Source organism: Amycolatopsis azurea DSM 43854 (genome assembly GCF_001995215.1).
GTDB classification, from domain to species: Bacteria; Actinomycetota; Actinomycetes; order Mycobacteriales; family Pseudonocardiaceae; genus Amycolatopsis; species Amycolatopsis azurea.
Map to the genome: position 1 here is coordinate 121,469 of NZ_MUXN01000007.1, position 17,262 is coordinate 138,730.

The window sequence follows — 17,262 nt, forward strand, 5'->3', positions numbered from 1 at the left end:
CCCTCACGAGGCTCGCGACGCCTCAGCTTCGCGCGGGGACAATGAGGGAGGCCATCACCTTCGGGATCAGCTCGCTGACGAACCGGCCGTCGGCGGGCAGCTCGCTGCCGTCGAGCAGGTAGTTCTGCAATCCCTGCTCGTACAGGGCGATCAGCACGAGTACCGCGTCGTCCGCCGAGATCGTCAGTTCCCGGCCCATCCGGTCGAGCGCGCCGACGAGGACCTTGCCGAGTTCGGCGTGGAAGTACCGGAACGCGGCGGCGATCCGGTCGCGGATCTCCGGTTGCCGCAGGCCCTGGGTGCGGAATTCCGCGCACAGCAGGTACCAGTCCTTGTCCGCGCTGAGCGCGACCATGAACAGGTCGGCGATCCGCCCGAGGGTGGGGGAGAGGTCTTCGTCCGCGCCGACGACCACCTCGCCGAGCACGCTCTCCGTGGCGTCGTGGAAGCGCCGGAGCCGGACCTCGGTCTCCTCCTGGAACAGGGCGAGGAAGAGGTCTTCCTTCGAGCTGAAGTTCGAGTAGAAGGCACCGCGGGTGAAACCGGCGCGTTCGCAGATCAGCTCGACCGGGGTGTCCCGGATGCCGTGTTCGGAGAAGGCCTCGTACGCCGCGTCGATCAGCCGTCGGCGGGTGTCCGCCCGGCGCCTGGTCATGGTGGCGCCCCGCTCCTCGGTCATCTCACCATTCTTTCGTATGCGCCCGGTTCACCCGGCTGTGGGACAGGATACATCGTGAATCGGATACAGAGTGCATTACGATACGCCATGTATCCAACGAGTGCCGGGAGCCGATCGTGTCGTCATTCCTCTACCGCCTCGGCAGGCTGGCCGCCCGCGGACGCGTCCTCGTCACCGCGTTGTGGCTGGTCGTGCTGTGCGTCGCAGGCGGGGCGGCGCTGCTGTTCGGCCAGGGCACCGACGACACGTTCGCGATCCCCGGTTCGGAGTCCCAGGAGGCGCTCGACCATCTCGGCCGGGTCTTCCCGCAGGTGAGCGGCACTTCGGCGCAGCTGGTCGTGCTCGTCCCTGAAGGCCAGCGGGCCGATTCCGCCGCCGTGCGCGACGCCGTCACCGCGGTGGTGCCGGAGCTGACCGGGGCGCCGCAGGTCTCGACGGTGGTGAACCCCTTCGACGCGGCCGTGCACGACGCCGTGTCCAAGGACGGCCGCGCCGCGCTGGTCACCGTGCAGCTCGACGTCGGGCTGGCCGACATCCAGCCGTCGACCCGGACCGCGCTCGCCGGGATCGCGCAGGACATGGAGAACCGGATCGGCCACGGCACCGAGGTGCTCACCGGTGGCGACGCGTTCTCGGACAAGGTGCCCAAGCTCAGCCCCACCGAGGGCATCGGGCTCGTCATCGCGCTCGTGGTGCTGCTGATGGTGTTCGGTTCGTTCATCGCGGCGGGAATGCCGTTGCTGACGGCGATCCTCGGCGTCGGTGTCTCGGTGGCGCTGGTCTACGCGGCGACCTCGGTGGCGACCGTGTCCTCCACCGCGCCGATGCTCGCGGTGATGCTCGGGCTCGCCGTCGGCATCGACTACGCGCTCTTCCTGCTTTCCCGGCATCGCGACCAACTCGCCGAAGGACTCGAAGTCGAAGAGTCCATCGCCAGGGCGACCGCGACCGCGGGCTCCGCCGTGATCTTCGCCGGGCTCACCGTGGTGATCGCCCTGCTGGGCCTGTTCGTCGCCGGGATCCCGTTCCTGACCGTGATGGGTGTCGCGGCGGCCGGCGGGGTCGCCGTCGCGGTGATCGTGGCCATCACCCTCATTCCCGCGCTGCTGGGCTTCGCCGGTGAGCGGCTGCGGCCCAAGAAACCGCGAAAGACCAAGCGCGAGAAGAAGGTCCGGTTCAGCCTGCGCTGGGTCCGGCTCGCCACCAAGTCGCCGTGGGTGACGATCGCGCTGATCGTCGGCGTGCTCGCGGTGGCGTCGGCGCCCGCGCTGGATCTCCGGCTCGCCTTGCCGGACAACGGAACCGACGAGGACGGCACTCCCGCGCGCGTCGCCTACGACGTCGTCGCCGAACATTTCGGACCCGGTTTCAACGGCCCGCTGGTCGTCACCGCGGACATCCTGTCGACCACCGACCCGGTCGGGATCACCAACGGCATCGCCGAAGACATCCGCAAGGTCCCCGGCGTCGCCGTCGTCCCGCTCGCCACGCCGAACCCCAAGGGCGACACCGCGATCATCCAGGTCGTACCCACGACCGGCGCCTACGACGAGGCGACAGACGAACTCGTCGAACGGCTGCGGTCGATGGAAGGGCAGTTCAAGGACCGGTACGGCGTGCAGACCGCGGTCACCGGGTTCACCGCCGTCGGCATCGACGTGTCCGCGCAGCTCGGGGACGCGCTGCTGCCGTTCGGCATCCTGGTCGTCGGGCTTTCCCTGGTGCTGCTGGCGATGGTGTTCCGCTCGATACTCGTCCCGCTCAAGGCCACCTTCGGGTATCTGCTCTCGATCGGCGCCGCGTTCGGGGCGACGTCGTTCGTGTTCGGGCAGGGACATCTGGCCGACGCGCTGGGCGTGACCCGCACCGGCAGCGTGATCAGCTTCCTGCCGATCATCCTGATGGGTGTCCTTTTCGGACTCGCGATGGACTATGAAGTCTTTCTCGTGTCCCGGATCCGGGAGGACTACGTCCACCACGGAGACGCGCACAAGGCGATCGAGACCGGTTTCGTGTCCGCGTCGAGAGTCGTGACCGCGGCGGCGGTGATCATGCTGGGCGTGTTCGCCGCGTTCGTCCCCGACGGCAGCGCGACGATCAAACCGATCGCGTTCAGCCTCGCCGTCGGCGTGTTCGTGGACGCCTTCCTGGTGCGGATGACCCTCGTCCCGGCGATCCTCGCGCTGCTGGGCCCGCGCGCCTGGGGCCTGCCGCCGTGGCTGGACCGCAAACTCCCGGTGTTCGACGCCGAGGGCGACGGTCTCGTCCACGAACTCCGGCTCGCCGACTGGCCCGCGCCCGGCTCGGCCGAAGTGATCAGCGCCGCCGGTCTCCGCGTCGACGACGACCGGGGCCGCACCGTGTTCCGCGACGTCGAACTGCACCTCGGCCCGGGGGAGATCCTCGCCGTGCACGGTTCCGGACCGGCAGGCAAGAGCGCCCTGCTGTACGCGCTCGCCGGTCGCGTCCCGCACGTCCGCGGCGATCTGAAGGTCCTCGGCCGGGTGCTGCCGCAGCACGCGCACGCGGTCCGCCGGAACGCCGCCTTCGTCGCCTGCAAGGAAACCGACGATCCCGCCGGCGAGGTCCGCCGCGCGCTCGAGGACGGCGTCGAGCTCGTCTTCCTCGACGACCTGGACACCGTAGTCGCCACAGCGCAGCGAGCCGGGTTGAGAGCGGCGTTCGCGAGCCGGGCCGCGACGTTCGCCGTGTCCTGCCAGAGCCTCGCCATCGTGCGGGATCTGCTGCCCACCACCGCCGTCGCGGGCCTCGCCATGGCGCCCGCTCCCGTCCCCGCCGAGGTCCGCTGATGTCCCGCTTCTTCACCGGCTCCGCCCGTGCGACCGCCTTCGGCCCGCTGACCTGGAAGACCTGGCTCGGGATCGTGCTCGTCCCGGTGATCGTCGCGCTCGGGCTGGCGTGGGCGTTCTTCTCGCCCGACGACAACCACGGCGCGGCCAAGGCCGCCGTCGTCAACACCGACGAGCCGGTCACGGTGAACGGCCAGCTGATCCCGCTCGGCCGTGAACTGGCCGGAAACCTCGTGCACGGCGAGGATTCCGCGTACACGTGGGTGCTCACCGACGCCGACGACGCCAAGGAAGGCATCTCGGACGGGACGTATTCGGCGGTCGTGACCATCCCGCCGAACTTCTCCGCGCAGGCCACGTCGACGACGGGAAAGCCGCTCGACGCGAAGCAGGCGATCATGCGCGTCGAGACGTCGCAGCGCACCGGTCTCGTCGACCCGGTGGCGAGCCGGGAGGTCGCGAACGCGACGCTCACCGCGCTCAACCGGCAGATCGTCGAGACCTATGTGGACAATCTGTACCTCGGGTTCTCCTCGATCCACCAGCAGCTCGTCACCGCGGCCGACGGCGGCGACCAGCTCGTCGTCGGGCTGCGGGGGCTGTCCGACGGGACCGGGAAACTGGCTTCCGGCGCCGGGGAACTCGCCGGTGGGGCGGGAGAACTCAGCGGCGCTGCCGGTCAGCTGGCGGACGGGGCTCGGCGGCTGGCGAGCGGGACCGGGCAGCTCGCGACCGGGTCCGGCCAGTTGTCGTCGGGGCTGACCCAGGCCGAGAAGGACACCGCGCAGCTGCCCCGGCTGACCCGGGAACTGGCCGACGGGGCACAGCAGGTCGCGAACGGCAACAAGCAGCTCGCCGACAAGATCTCGCCGTTGGCGGACAAGGTCGTCCGGATCATCGACGCGCTGCCCACGGCGGGCGACTCGGCGCGCAAGTTCGCCGAACTCGCGCAGAAATGCACTGGCGACACCAAGTTCTGTGCCGATCTGAAAGCCGCTTCCGAAAAGCTCACGGCCGACGCCGCGGTCCTCGACGGCAAACGCGCCGAAATCCGCGACGCCGTCGTGCAGACGAAGAAGGCGGTGCAAGACCTTTCGGCCGGCTCGCAGAAGGTCGCCGACGGGAACAAGCAACTCGCGGACAAGTCGAAGGAACTGGCGGGCGGTATCGGCTCGGCGGCCGACGGCGCGCGGAAACTCGATGCCGGTGTCAAGGCGGCGGATTCCGGTGCGCGTCAGCTCGCCGATGGCTCCGGCCGGCTCGCAGGCGGCGCGACCACCCTGTCCACTGGCGCGGGCGAGCTCGCCACCGGCGCCCGCGCCGCGGCCGACGGCAGCCGGCGCGCCGAATCGGGCGCCTCGGAGCTGGCCAAGGGCTTGAACGAAGGCCGGGGCAAGGTCCCCGACTACACGCAGGCCGAACGCGAGCACCTCAAGCAGGTCGCCGCCACCCCCGCGATCGCCGACACGGCGGGCTCGGGCACGTTCGGCGAAGGCGCGGTGGCGCTGATCCTCGTGCTGGCACTGTGGGGGTGCGCGCTGGCGACGTACCAGGTGATCCAGGCGGTGCCGCCGAGCGTGCTCACCACCCGCGACCCGAGCTGGCGGATCATCCTCGCCGCGGCCGTCCCAGGCGCGACGCTGGCGGTGCTGACCGCGCTGATCCTGACCGGGGTGTTCTGGGCGTTCCTCGGACTGAGCTTCGGCAAGGCGGTGACCTTGCTGGTGGTGCTCGTCCTCGCGGCCGGGACGTTCACCGTGGTCAACCAAGCGCTGGTAGCGATCTTCAAACGCCCCGGCCGCTTCGCCGCCCTCGCGATCCTCGTCCTCACCGTCGGCGCATCACTGGTATCGACCGTGCCCGGGTTCTTCGGGACCGTGCTCGGGATCCTGCCGACGAACGGCGCGCTGGTCGCATTGCGGTCGTTGCTGACGGGGACCGACGGGTTGACGCCGGGGATCGTGCAACTGGTGGTGTGGCTGGGAATCGGGACACTGGCGATGATCCTGGTTACCGATCGGCGGCGGTCCCTGCCGGGACGGGAACTGCGGCTGGCTTGACCGGCGTCGGCGATGTCCCCGGTTCGCTGCCGACTCGTGTCGATCCGCTGTTCAAGCGAGACACGGCTCGGCCCGTACTCGGCTCTGAACCGCGCTCCGACCGGTTGGCCGGTTGCGGTCACTCGCCGGCCGCTCCAAACACACCAGTCGCAACCCGCTTGCCCCAGGCGTCACTCAAATGCGGCTTCATTCTCGTCGCCATCACTCTTCAGTGTTGTCGACGTGAATACATTGTTGCTTAAAATTACGAACACGTGTTCGATTTGTTCGGGTATTCTGGAGAGGTGTCCGAGACCTATCTCCCTGAACTCCCGCAGGAGTTGTGGCGTGCTGGCAAGCTGGAGCTTGCGCATGGTGTGCAGCAGTTCTTGCAGGTGATGCGGGTCGCGTCCGCCGGGCTGGGGCGATACCTGGCGGAGATCGAGTCCCGGGGCGCGAAGGACTTGTTCGGGTATGGCAGCACGATCACGTGGTTTGCCGATGTGGCGGGGCTTTCTCGCGGCGAGGCCCGGCCGGTGGTGAATCAGGCGATCGCATTGAATCCGACCCGCGCTCTCGATGGGAGTGGGGTTCCGGCTGTCGCACCCACCACCGCGGCTGCGGCCGCCGAGGGGCTGGTTGGGGCTGAGCGGGTCCAGCAGGTCTTGGAGATTCTCGCGAGGATTCCTGCTGACGCGTCGGTTGGGGATCGGGAGAGTGCGGAGAAGATTCTCGGCAACCTGGCTCGGGATGCGGGTCCCCGGCAGTTGGCGGATGCGGAGGCGAACATTCTCGCTTGGCTCGACCCGGACGGGAACGAACCGAAGGATCCTGAGCCGAAGGAGCCGCGTCGCGAGGTCACTCTGGAGCGTCGTCGGGACGGGTTCTGGAAGCTGACCGGCCTCCTCGACGACGAGCTCGGTGCCCGGACCGCCGCCGCGCTGGAGGCGTACGCGAAACCCCGGCCGGTGGACGAGTTCGGCCAGGCTGATCTGCGGATGAAATGCGAACGCCAGGGCGACGCGTGGGCTGAGCTTCTCGATCTGGCGATCGCCTGCCCGGACCAACCCGGCACCAGCGGCTACCGAACCCTCGTGCACGTCACCATCGGTCTCGAAGAGTTGAAGACCGGGATCGGGAAGGCCTGCCTAGATTTTGTCGGCACGATGACCGCTCGCGAAGCGCGGATGGCTGCGTGCGACTGCCTGATGCTCCCGGTCGTGATGAACGCCGCCGGGGAACCTCTCGACGTGGGGCGGCTACGGCGGTTCGTCACCCCAGGCCAGCGACGGGCGCTCAACATCCGAGACCGGGGCTGCGCCTTCCCGGGCTGTCATCGACGACCCAAGAATTGTCACGCCCACCACATTCATCACTGGGCAGACGGCGGACCTACCGATCTCCGGAACCTGGTGCTGCTGTGCGGTTTCCATCACCGCCTGATCCACCACGGCGACTGGCAAGTCCTCATGGCGGCCGACGGGTTACCGGAGTTCATCCCGCCCCAGTACCTGGACCCGCTACGCAGATCCCGGCGCAACACCCACGCATGACCCCCGAGGAGCCCGCCGCCCACACCGGCGACGGGCCCCTCGGCATGCCTGCGGACAGCAGTGGGTCGTGAGTGGAAAGTGTCGTTAGAACGACCCAAAACACTCACGACCACCTGTACTCAAGACAGTCCGGCACGCTCCAGCTCAGTCGGCCGTGAGACCGGCGGTGACGGGAACCCGGCCAGAACGCCGGGCCGGGACCCAGGCCGCCAGCGGAGCCGCGACCAGAGCAGCCGTCACCAGGACCCCCAGCCGCCCCCAAGGCGGCGCGAACACGATCGCCTCGCCGCCGCCCGACGCCACTTCCGTGATCAGCCACGCGGACGCGATTCCCACGAACAGTCCGCAAGCGGCGCCGAGAACCGCGACGAACACCGATTCCGTGGTCAGCGCGGCACCGAGCCCGCCACGCGTGAGACCGAGCGCCCGCAGCAGCGCCGATTCCCGCGTCCGCTCCAGGACCGACAGCGAAAGCGTGTTCGCGATCCCGGCGAAAGCGATCAGCACCGCCAGCGCGGTCAGCGCCCACATGAGGTTCAGCGTTTCCCGCAGCGGCGCGGCCGCCTCTTCCTTGAGTTCGTCGAGGCCGCTCAGTTTCGCGATCGGTGTGCCGGACAACGCCTGCTCCAGCGCGGGCCTGGCCCGATCGGGGTCGGCGACCTTGACGAGCACGCTCCCGTCGTGGCTTTCCCCGTTCATGGCGAGCTTCCCCTGCTCGGCGAGATCGACCAGCGCGAATCCCAGATCGACGCCCGGCGCGTCCACGCCGTCGTAGACCGCCACCACGCGCAGGGAGCGCACGGTGTCGCCGACGGCGAGCCCGGTCTGCTCGGCGAGGTCCTTGCTGATGGCGATCTGGCCGGGGCCGAGCCGGTCGAGACGGCCGGAGAGCACGGTCGGGCGCAGGAGGTCGCCGCTGACGGCGGTCAGCTGGTAAGTGCCGTATTCGCCGAGGTCGCCGCTGAAAGAGTGGCGGGTCGCGGTGGCGGTCACGCCGGGCACCGCGGCGAGGGTGTCCGCGAGTGTGGCCGGCAGTGGCCTGCTCGACACGGTAGAGGTGACGGTGAAGTCGGCGGCGAGCAGTTCGTCCAGCCCCCGGCTCCGTCCCGCTTCGACGCCCGCCGCCACGGTGGTCGCGAGCGTGACGACGGCGAGGCCGATGGTGAGCGCGGCGGCGCTGGCGGCGGTGCGTTTGGGGTTGCGGTCGGCGTTGAGCGCGGCCAGATCGGCGGGCTGCCCCGGCACGAGCGAGCCGAGCGCGCGGACGACCGGGCCAGCGATCAGCGGTCCGGCGGCCAGCGTCGCGCCGAGGAGCGCGACCATCGCCACCATGGCGAGAGCGGCACCGTCGTCCACTGTGGACTGGAGTGCCAGTACGCCGGAACCGACACCCGCGGCGAGCAGAATCGACGCGACGACGGTGCGGAGCCGTCCGGCGCGCTTGGCCTCGGTGGGCGTCCGGAGTGCTTCGATCGGCGCGACCCTGGTCGCGTACCACGCCGGGATCGACGCCGCGAGCGCGGTCACCAGGATCCCGATCGCGAGGGCGGCGAGCACGGTGCGTGTCGTCAACGGGAGGTACACGGTCTCCTGACCCGCGACGGCTTGCAGCGCGGCGGCGACGCCCAGCCCGCCGAACAGCCCGGCCACGGACGCGACCGCGCCCACCACCGCCGCCTCGGCGAGCACACTGCCGAAGATCTGTCGTTTCCCGGCGCCGACGCAGCGCAGCAACGCGAGTTCGCGCGACCGCTGCGCCACGAGGATGGTGAAGGAGTTGGTGATCACCATCGCGGCCACCACCATGGCGAGGACGGCGAACGCGGTGAAGAACTTCGCCAGTCCGGCCGTGTTCGGCGCGGTCTCCCGCAGCAGCCGGGCGGCGGCCTCCTTCCCCGTCACGACCGAGACACCCGGGGTCTTCTTCAGATCCGCGACGAGCTGTACCTTCCCGACGCCGGGTGAGGCCCGCACGACGATCTCGCCGAACGTCGCCTTCGGGCTCAGTCGCCGCAACGTTTCCTGAGTGACCGCCAGCGTCGACCCGCCCAAGCCCGCGTCGGCCGGACGGCTGAACGTGCCGACCAGCTTCAGCGGGTGAGGGACACCGGTTTCGTCCAGCACGGTCACGGGCGAGCCCAGCGCGAAGCCCTCGGCACTGTTCCGCTCCATGGCGATTTCCCCTGCGGCAGTGGGGAAACGTCCGTCCGCGAGATCGTACGGGCGCAGTTTCTCGTCGGTGCTCAACGCGGACGCGGCGGCGTCTCGCGGCCGTCCGTCGGGCCCGAGCACCGGCGCGCTGACGGTGGCCCGGCCCTCCGCCGCGGCGACACCCGGTACCTGCCGGATCTTCTCCAGCGTCGTGTCGTCGAGGTCGGTGCCCCGCTTGGCTTCGATCGACGCGTCCACGCCGCGCGTCTGGTAGGCGACCGCTTCCCGCAGTCCCGCGCCGACGGCGTCCGTGAGCACGAAGGAACCGGCCACGAAGGCCACGCCCAGGGTGACGGCGACGGCCGACAGCAGCAGCCGCGACGGCCTGGCCTTCAGCCCGGCGAGCACGGTTCGCAGCATCACGCCCCCAGCCCGGACAACTCGGCGATCCGACCGTCGGCCAGTACCACCCGGCGGTCGGTGTACGAGGCCGCGACCGGGTCGTGGGTCACCATCACCACCGTCTGGCCGAGTTCCCGGACCGACGTGCGCAGGAAGTCGAGCACCTCGGCGCCGGAGCGCGAATCGAGGCTGCCGGTGGGCTCGTCGGCGAACACGACGTCCGGCCTGCCGACGAGTGCGCGGGCACACGCCACCCGCTGCTGCTGCCCGCCGGAGAGCTCACCCGGTTTGTGCTTCAGCCGCTGCCGAAGTCCCAGGGTGCCGACGACGGTGTCGAACCACGCCGGATCCGGGCGGCGGCCCGCGAGCCGGAGCCCGAGCAGGATGTTCTCCTCGGCGTTCATGGTGGGCAGGAGGTTGAACGCCTGGAAGACGAAGCCGACGCGGTCGCGGCGGATCCTGGTCAGTTCGGCGTCGGACAGGCCGGTGAGCTCCGTTCGTCCGATGTGGACTCGTCCACTGTCGACGGTGTCGAGCCCGGCGAGGCAGTGCATCAGGGTCGACTTCCCCGAACCCGACGGACCCATGATCGCGGTGAACCGGCCGCGCGGGAATTCGAGCGACACGTTGTCCAGCGCCCGGACCGCCGTGTCGCCCCGGCCGTAGACCTTCGAGACCTCGATCGCGCCCGCGGCGGGACCGTCCATTGTGTTCATGCCACGAGCATGGCGGGAAGCACCTGAACGGTTCCTGAAACAACCTGAAGAACGCTTCAGGAAGACTCGCGGCGATCTGCGAAGATCAGGGTATGCGCGTGCTCGTGGTGGAAGACGAAATGCGGTTGGCCGAGACCCTCCAATGGGGACTCGAGGCCGACGGTTACGCGGTCGACCTCGCCCACGACGGCCTCGAAGGGCTCGAACTCGCGCAGCTGTACCCGTATCAGGTGATCGTGCTGGACATCATGCTCCCGAAGCTCAACGGCTACCGCGTCTGCGCGGCACTGCGGGAACGCGGGGTGACCACGCCGATCCTCATGCTGACGGCGAAGAACGGCGAGTACGACGAAGCCGAGGCACTCGACACGGGTGCCGACGACTACCTGAGCAAGCCGTTCTCGTACGTCGTGCTCACCGCCCGGCTGCGCGCACTCACCCGCCGCGGCGCCGCGGGCTCGGCGGGCGTGCTGGAGTTCGGCGACCTCGTGCTCGACCCGGCGAAGCGGACGTGCCGTCGCGCCGGGACGCCGGTGTCGTTGACCACCAAGGAATTCGCGGTCCTCGAATGCCTGCTGAGGCACGGGGGTCAACTGGTGACGAAACGGGACATCCTCGACCAGGTCTGGGATCTGGCCTACCGGGGCGACCCGAACATCGTCGAGGTCTACGTGAGCGCGCTGCGCCGCAAACTGGACGCGCCGTTCGGGCGGCACACCATCGCGACCGTGCGCGGCGCCGGCTACCGGCTGGTGACCGAATGAGCGGCTGGTGGCCCTCGTCGGTGCGGCGGAGCACCGCGCTTTCGGCGGCGCTGCTCTGCGCGGTCGTGTTCACCCTCGGCTGGCTCGGCACCCGCGAACTGCTGAGCTCGCGGCTGTCGAGCAGTGCCGTGAGCGCGACGCGTGCCGAGCTGGCCCGGCTGGCCGACTCCTACCGGATCGGGCAGCCGGTGCCGCCCGCCGGCGACGCCCTGTTCGAGGTGGTCGACGAAGCCGGGCGGCCGGTGGCGAGCAGCGAGAACCTCCGTCGCTGGGATCCCGCGTGGACGCCGTTGCCGCCCGCGCCCGCCGGGGCACCCGCGAACTGGGAGGTCACCACCAAGGCCACGCTGAAGCCCGGCGACCATCCACAGTGGCGCGAATATCGCGAATACACCGTGGTGGGCAAGGTGATCGACAGCGGCGAGCGGCAGCTCACGGTCTACCTGTTCGTGCTGCCGTGGGACACGCTCCAGACGCTGGGCACTTTCGACGACACCCTGGTCTTCTTCGTCCCGTTCGCGGTGCTGATCACCGCGCTGGCCGCGTGGCTCGCCGCCGGACGGGCGCTGCGGCCGGTGGAGGCGATCCGCCGTGAACTGGCCGAAGTGAGCGGGACCAGGCTCGACCGACGGGTGCCGGTGCCCCCGTCCCGTGACGAGGTCGCCCGGCTGGCCACCACCACGAACGCGACCCTCGACAGGCTTCAGCAGGCCTACGACCAGCAAGAACGGTTCGTCGCCGACGCCAGCCACGAACTGCGCAGCCCGCTCGCGAACCTCCGGACCGGGCTGGAGGTCGCGCTCACCCACGCCGATCGCGCGGATTGGCCCGCCGTCGCCCGGCAGTCATTGCTCGATGTCCAACGGCTGCAACGCATCACGGCGGATCTCCTGCAGCTGGCCGTCGACCCGGCCGAAATCCCGGCGCCGGAAGGTGTCGTCGACCTCGCCGACGTGGTGGGGGAGCAGGTCGCCGAACGCGCACTCGAACCCGGGCCCGCCGTCGTGTCCGATGTAGACGGTCCGATGCCGGTGTCCGGCGAACCCGTCCAGCTGGAGCGCCTGCTGCGGAACCTGCTGGACAACGCGGTGCGGCACGCATGCTCGACCGTCACCGTGCGGCTCAGCCGTGAGGCGGGGGAAGCGGTCCTCGAAGTGATCGACGACGGCCCCGGCATCCCCGCTGCCGACCGTGAGCGCGTCTTCGACCGTTTCGCCCGGCTCGACGACGCCCGCGCGCGGGACGCGGGAGGTACCGGACTCGGTCTCACGCTCGCGCGGGACATCGCGGTCCGGCATGGCGGATCGCTGCGGGCGGCGGACGGCGACCCGGGTGCGCGGCTGATCGCGCGGCTACCCCTCAGGGGTATGTGACGCACGATACCCAGCTGGGGTATCTCCAGGGCGTTGCGGTACCCCCCTGGGGTATGTACGTTGGGTCCATGAGCGAAACGACTTACACCGTCACCGGGATGACCTGCGGCCACTGCGCGACCTCGGTCACCGAAGAGGTCTCCAAGATCGACGGCGTCACCGACGTCCGGGTCGATCTGCCCACCGGCGCGGTGACCGTCACCGGTTCCCGTGAACCCGCGGCCGCGGACATCCGCGCCGCCGTCGAAGAAGCCGGATACCGGCTGACCGCCTGAGCGGCTCCACGATCGCGGGTGGCACCCGCACTAAGGACTTGCACGATGAACACAGCAGCGAAGCTCTCCGCCTACGGTGTGGTTCTCGCCCTGGTCGCCGGTGGCGGCTGGGCGGCCGGCACCGCTGTCGGTCCGTTTGCCGGCGCAGCCGGCGTGCCCGGTGGTGAGGACACCGGACACTCGGACACCCACGGCGGCACCGTCGCGGAAGCAGCGCACGGCAAGCAGGACCACGAACCCGCCGGGCTCGCGTCGACCAGGGGTGGCTACACCCTCACGCCCACCGGCACGACGCTCACTCCCGGCACGACGGCCCCGTTCACCTTCCGGATCCTCGGCGCCGACGGCGCGCCGGTGACCGCCTACGACGTCGAACACGAAAAGCGGATGCACCTCATCGTCGTCCGCCGCGACACCGCGGGCTTCCAGCACATCCACCCCGAACTCGGCGCGGACGGCACCTGGTCCGTTCCGCTGACCGTCGGCGACGCGGGTGTCTACCGCGTCTTCGCCGACTTCAAGCCCAGCGGCGGCGAGGCGACGACCCTGGGGGCCGACCTCTTCGCCGGTGGCGACTTCCGGCCCGTCGGCTACCAGCTCTCGCACGTCGCGGAGGTCGACGGCTACCAGGTCCACCTCGACGGCGAACTCGCGCCGGGCACGTCGTCGAAGGTGACGCTCACCGTCACCAAGGACGGTCGCGAGGTCACCGACCTCCAGCCGTATCTGGGGGCCTACGGACACCTGGTCGCACTGCGCGGCGGCGACCTCGCCTACCTGCACGTCCACCCGGACGGCGAACCCGGTGACGGCCGGACCGCGGCCGGTCCCGAGATCACGTTCTTCGCCGAGGTCCCGACGGCGGGCACCTACCGGCTGTTCTTGGACTTCCAGCACGAAGGCAAGGTCCGCACCGCCGAATTCACCGTCGCGACAGGGGAAGGGAGCCACCGATGAGCACGGAAACCGCGCGGGTGGCCGACGCCGAAGTCGAACTCGCGATCACCGGGATGACCTGCGCCTCGTGCGCCATGCGCATCGAGCGGAAGCTGAACAAGCTCGACGGTGTCACCGCGACGGTCAACTACGCCACGGAGAAGGCGAAGGTCAGCTACCCGTCCGACATCGAGCCGGGGCTGCTGATCGAACAGGTCGAGGCCGCCGGGTACGCCGCCGCTTTGCCTGCGGCGGAAAAGGAAGAAGCCGTCGCGGACGAGACCGACCCCACCGCACCGTTGCGGCAACGGCTGATCGGTTCCGCCGTGCTGTCGGTGCCGGTGATCCTGCTCGCGATGGTGCCCGCGCTCCAGTTCACCTACTGGCAGTGGATCTCGCTGACGCTGGCCGCGCCGGTGCTGGTGTGGGCGGCGTGGCCGTTCCACAAGGCGGCGTGGGCGAATCTGCGGCACGGCGCGGCCACAATGGACACTTTGATCTCGATGGGGACGCTCGCCGCGTTCCTGTGGTCGTTGTACGCCTTGCTGTTCGGCACCGCCGGAACGCCGGGGATGACGCACCCCTTCGAGCTCACCGTGCAGCGGATGGCGGGCGACGGCAACATCTATCTCGAAGTCGCCGCCGGGGTCACGACGTTCATCCTCGCCGGGCGCTACTTCGAGGCGCGGTCCAAGCGGCGGGCGGGAGCGGCGCTGCGAGCCCTGCTCGAACTCGGCGCGAAGGACGTCGCGGTTCTTCGTGACGGCAAGGAAATCCGCGTCCCGATCGGCGAACTCGCGGTGGGCGAGGAATTCGTGGTGCGGCCGGGGGAGAAGATCGCGACCGACGGCGTGATCACCGAAGGCGCTTCGGCGGTCGACGCGAGCATGCTCACCGGTGAGAGCGTGCCGGTGGAGGTCGTTCCCGGCGACACGGTGGCGGGCGCGACGGTCAACGCGGGCGGCAGGCTCGTCGTCCGCGCGACCCGGGTCGGCGCCGACACGCAGCTGGCGCAGATGGCGAAGCTCGTCGAGGCGGCCCAGACCGGAAAGGCCCAGGTACAACGACTTGCCGACCGGGTGTCGGCGGTCTTCGTGCCGATCGTGATCGCGCTCGCCGTCGGCACGCTGATGTTCTGGCTCGGTACCGGTGGTTCGGTCGCGGCCGCGTTCACCGCGGCGGTCGCCGTGCTGATCATCGCCTGCCCGTGCGCACTGGGGCTGGCCACGCCGACCGCGCTGCTCGTGGGCACCGGCCGGGGCGCGCAGCTCGGGATCCTGATCAAGGGCCCGGAGGTGCTGGAATCGACCCGCGCCGTCGACACGGTGGTCCTCGACAAGACCGGAACCGTGACCACGGGGCAGATGTCGCTGGTGGCGGTCCACGTCGCCGACGGCGTCGACGAGGAGACGACGTTGCGGCTGGCGGGCGCGCTGGAGAACGCGTCGGAGCACCCGATCGCGCAGGCCATCGCCCGCGCGGCCCGGGAGCGCACCGGCGAACTCCCGGCGGTCGAGGAGTTCGCCAGCCTCGAAGGCCTTGGCGTGCAAGGGATCGTCGACGGCTCGGCGGTGCTGGTCGGCCGGAACGCCTTGCTGGAGCAGTGGAGTCACCACCTGACGCCCGAGCTGGCGAAAGCCAAGGCCGCCGAGGAGCAACTCGGCCGTACGGCGGTCGTCGTCGGCTGGGACGGCGAGGCGAGGGCGGTCCTGGTCGTCGCCGACACCGTGAAACCGTCGTCCGCGGAGGCGATCTCGCGGTTGCGCGAGCTGGGGCTGACCCCGGTGCTGCTCACCGGCGACAACGAGGCCGTCGCCCGCGCGGTGGCCGCCGAGGTCGGGATCGGCACCGTGATCGCCGAGGTGCTGCCGAAGGACAAGGTCGACGTCGTCAAGCGGCTCCAGGGCGAGGGCAAGGTCGTCGCGATGGTCGGGGACGGCGTCAACGACGCGGCCGCGCTGGCCCAGGCCGACCTCGGCCTGGCGATGGGCACCGGCACCGACGTCGCCATCGAGGCCGGGGACCTGACCCTGGTCCGCGGCGACCTACGGGCGGCGGTGGACGCGATCCGGCTTTCCCGGCGGACGCTGCGCACCATCAAGGGCAATCTGTTCTGGGCCTTCGCCTACAACGTGGGCGCGCTGCCGCTGGCGGCGGCGGGTCTGCTCAACCCGATGATCGCCGGTGCCGCGATGGCCTTCAGCTCGGTCTTCGTGGTGTTCAACAGCCTGCGTCTGCGCGGGTTCCGGGGCATCACCGCCTGAGGCGGGAACGCCCGCCGGTCGTCGTGTCGGATTCGACACGGGTTGACCGGCGGGCGTTCTGGGTAACCCGATTGTGCGACTTCAGCAAAGAGGTCGCGAGACGGGGAAGGGTGGCTCCATGATCAGTATCGCGGAGCATCCGGTGCCGGGAACCTGGGTGCTTGACCTGCGAGCCACGACGCCACGGGCGTTGCCGGACATGCGCGCCTGGGTGGTCAGATGCCTGCCGGATCTCGGCGAAGGCCATCGTGACGACGTCCTGCTGGCGGCGACGGAACTCGTCGCCAACGCCTACGTGCACGGCGGTGGCGCACGGCACATCCAGCTGTGGCGCGGCGTCACGCCCTGTGCCGTCCGCATCGAGGTCGCGGACGTCAGCATCGAGCAACCCCGGGCGCGCTGTTCGCAGATCGAGGACCCGCGCGGACGCGGGTTGCTCGTCGTCGACGGGGTCGCGGTGCAGTGGGGTGTCCGGCGTGAACGCCGCCGCGGCGGGAAGATCGTCTGGGCGCACATCCGCTGCGACGGCCATTGCCCTGTCGCAGCGCGCGCCCCGAATGACCGACGGCGGAACTGAACCGGGTCGGATGACGACTGTGTCAGATGACGCAGACGGCCCTCGCCTCGTGCTGCCAAAGTGGTCCCGGCCAAGCTTGTCAAGCGAACGGGAAGGGACCCGAAATGTGGGGGAACAAGAGCGCGATGGTGATGGCGGTGGCGGCGCTGGGGATGGCCGTCGCGCCGGCGGCGGCTTCGGCGGAGACCGAACCGTCGCTACGTGTCTATCCGACCGAGGTGCGGCCCAACGAGATCTTCGGTACGGGTATCGGCGGAGGCTGTGACAGCTACTCCGCGGTGACCTCGCCCGGGTTCGCCGGACCCGTCGAGCTGGTCGCGGTCGGCGGCGACCGGGAAAACCTGTGGGGCAACGGACCTGCCTCCGGAGTACCGGGCACCTACACCGCGACGGCCACGTGTGACGGCAAGACCTTGACCACGCAGTTCACCGTTCTCGACTACGCGCCGCCGTCCTGGGGGCTCGGCCCCCGTGAAGTGGCGCCCGGCGGGGAGATCTCCGGCGGTTCGGACACCATCTATGGCTGCCCGGGCGGTCCTGAGGGAGCGGCGACCTCGCCGGGGTTCGCCGAGCCCCTGCAGTGGACCCGGGGCGGCAACTTCGGCCGGTTCAGCGGTACGACCACCGTCGTCACCACGCCGGGAACCTATACGGCCACCCTGAAGTGCAAGGGCACGCCGATCCCCGGCGAGATCGAGTTCACCGTCGTCGCGCCGTGAGGAC

13 protein-coding genes are annotated in these 17,262 nt (G+C 70.0%); 10 read left to right on the forward strand and 3 right to left on the reverse strand.

The features are described from left to right. Nucleotides 1–22: 22 nt before the first annotated feature. On the reverse strand, nucleotides 23–679 hold the full coding sequence (locus B0293_RS11380; protein ID WP_005153667.1) for a TetR/AcrR family transcriptional regulator: 657 nt from the start codon (nucleotides 677–679) through the stop codon (nucleotides 23–25). Nucleotides 680–795: 116 nt separating this feature from the next. Between B0293_RS11380 and B0293_RS11385 the strand changes: the two genes are divergently transcribed. The 3 genes from B0293_RS11385 (at nucleotide 796) to B0293_RS11395 (ending at nucleotide 7,081) form a co-directional block, all read left to right on the forward strand. Beyond that, the gene (locus tag B0293_RS11385; RefSeq protein WP_005153669.1) at nucleotides 796–3,489 is read left to right on the forward strand and encodes an MMPL family transporter; all 2,694 of its coding nucleotides are present in this window, start codon (nucleotides 796–798) and stop codon (nucleotides 3,487–3,489) included. Beyond that, nucleotides 3,489–5,549, forward strand: coding sequence for a YhgE/Pip domain-containing protein (locus tag B0293_RS11390; RefSeq protein WP_005153670.1), 2,061 nt, complete (start codon nucleotides 3,489–3,491; stop codon nucleotides 5,547–5,549). Before B0293_RS11385 ends, B0293_RS11390 begins: the two co-directional genes overlap by 1 nt. A 284-nt stretch (nucleotides 5,550–5,833) precedes the next feature. Next, nucleotides 5,834–7,081 carry an HNH endonuclease signature motif containing protein gene (locus B0293_RS11395; protein WP_039916356.1) on the forward strand — a complete coding sequence of 416 codons (1,248 nt, stop codon included), beginning with the start codon at nucleotides 5,834–5,836 and terminating at the stop codon, nucleotides 7,079–7,081. A 144-nt stretch (nucleotides 7,082–7,225) separates the two neighbouring features. On the opposite strand, the gene B0293_RS11400 is transcribed toward B0293_RS11395, so the two are convergent. After that, complete coding sequence (locus B0293_RS11400) at nucleotides 7,226–9,652, reverse strand: ABC transporter permease (protein WP_005153673.1); 2,427 nt, start codon at nucleotides 9,650–9,652, stop codon at nucleotides 7,226–7,228. After that, complete coding sequence (locus tag B0293_RS11405) at nucleotides 9,652–10,341, reverse strand: ABC transporter ATP-binding protein (protein ID WP_005153676.1); 690 nt, start codon at nucleotides 10,339–10,341, stop codon at nucleotides 9,652–9,654. Before B0293_RS11405 ends, B0293_RS11400 begins: the two co-directional genes overlap by 1 nt. A gap of 101 nt (nucleotides 10,342–10,442) precedes the next feature. Between B0293_RS11405 and B0293_RS11410 the strand changes: the two genes are divergently transcribed. The 7 genes from B0293_RS11410 (at nucleotide 10,443) to B0293_RS11440 (ending at nucleotide 17,258) form a co-directional block, all read left to right on the forward strand. Then, nucleotides 10,443–11,114, forward strand: a complete 672-nt coding sequence (locus tag B0293_RS11410; protein ID WP_039916328.1) for a response regulator transcription factor — start codon at nucleotides 10,443–10,445, stop codon at nucleotides 11,112–11,114. Further along, the gene (locus B0293_RS11415) at nucleotides 11,111–12,487 is read left to right on the forward strand and encodes an ATP-binding protein (protein WP_005153681.1); all 1,377 of its coding nucleotides are present in this window, start codon (nucleotides 11,111–11,113) and stop codon (nucleotides 12,485–12,487) included. The genes B0293_RS11410 and B0293_RS11415 overlap by 4 nt, the downstream gene beginning before the upstream one ends. Before the next feature lie 68 nt (nucleotides 12,488–12,555). Continuing rightward, the gene (locus B0293_RS11420; protein ID WP_005153683.1) at nucleotides 12,556–12,762 is read left to right on the forward strand and encodes a heavy-metal-associated domain-containing protein; all 207 of its coding nucleotides are present in this window, start codon (nucleotides 12,556–12,558) and stop codon (nucleotides 12,760–12,762) included. 45 nt (nucleotides 12,763–12,807) lie between these two features. After that, nucleotides 12,808–13,719 carry a hypothetical protein gene (locus B0293_RS11425; RefSeq protein ID WP_039916330.1) on the forward strand — a complete coding sequence of 304 codons (912 nt, stop codon included), beginning with the start codon at nucleotides 12,808–12,810 and terminating at the stop codon, nucleotides 13,717–13,719. Further along, entirely contained in the window at nucleotides 13,716–15,962 is a 2,247-nt protein-coding gene (locus B0293_RS11430; protein WP_005153688.1) for a heavy metal translocating P-type ATPase, read from the forward strand. The genes B0293_RS11425 and B0293_RS11430 overlap by 4 nt, the downstream gene beginning before the upstream one ends. 118 nt (nucleotides 15,963–16,080) lie before the next feature. Next, nucleotides 16,081–16,539 (forward strand): ATP-binding protein, encoded by a 459-nt coding sequence (locus B0293_RS11435; RefSeq protein ID WP_005153692.1) that lies wholly within the window; start codon nucleotides 16,081–16,083, stop codon nucleotides 16,537–16,539. Between the two features lie 104 nt (nucleotides 16,540–16,643). Next, nucleotides 16,644–17,258, forward strand: coding sequence for a hypothetical protein (locus B0293_RS11440; RefSeq protein WP_005153694.1), 615 nt, complete (start codon nucleotides 16,644–16,646; stop codon nucleotides 17,256–17,258). Nucleotides 17,259–17,262 lie beyond the last annotated feature (4 nt).

Bases quoted from the DNA above. Each gene is read 5' to 3' on its own strand.
- B0293_RS11380 (WP_005153667.1), bottom strand. From the start codon at position 679: ATGACCGAGGAGCGGGGCGCCACCATGACCAGGCGCCGGGCGGACACC.
- B0293_RS11390 (WP_005153670.1), top strand. From the start codon at position 3,489: ATGTCCCGCTTCTTCACCGGCTCCGCCCGTGCGACCGCCTTCGGCCCG.
- B0293_RS11400 (WP_005153673.1), bottom strand. From the start codon at position 9,652: ATGCTGCGAACCGTGCTCGCCGGGCTGAAGGCCAGGCCGTCGCGGCTG.
- B0293_RS11405 (WP_005153676.1), bottom strand. From the start codon at position 10,341: ATGGACGGTCCCGCCGCGGGCGCGATCGAGGTCTCGAAGGTCTACGGC.
- B0293_RS11410 (WP_039916328.1), top strand. From the start codon at position 10,443: ATGCGCGTGCTCGTGGTGGAAGACGAAATGCGGTTGGCCGAGACCCTC.
- B0293_RS11415 (WP_005153681.1), top strand. From the start codon at position 11,111: ATGAGCGGCTGGTGGCCCTCGTCGGTGCGGCGGAGCACCGCGCTTTCG.
- B0293_RS11420 (WP_005153683.1), top strand. From the start codon at position 12,556: ATGAGCGAAACGACTTACACCGTCACCGGGATGACCTGCGGCCACTGC.
- B0293_RS11425 (WP_039916330.1), top strand. From the start codon at position 12,808: ATGAACACAGCAGCGAAGCTCTCCGCCTACGGTGTGGTTCTCGCCCTG.
- B0293_RS11430 (WP_005153688.1), top strand. From the start codon at position 13,716: ATGAGCACGGAAACCGCGCGGGTGGCCGACGCCGAAGTCGAACTCGCG.
- B0293_RS11435 (WP_005153692.1), top strand. From the start codon at position 16,081: ATGATCAGTATCGCGGAGCATCCGGTGCCGGGAACCTGGGTGCTTGAC.
- B0293_RS11440 (WP_005153694.1), top strand. From the start codon at position 16,644: ATGTGGGGGAACAAGAGCGCGATGGTGATGGCGGTGGCGGCGCTGGGG.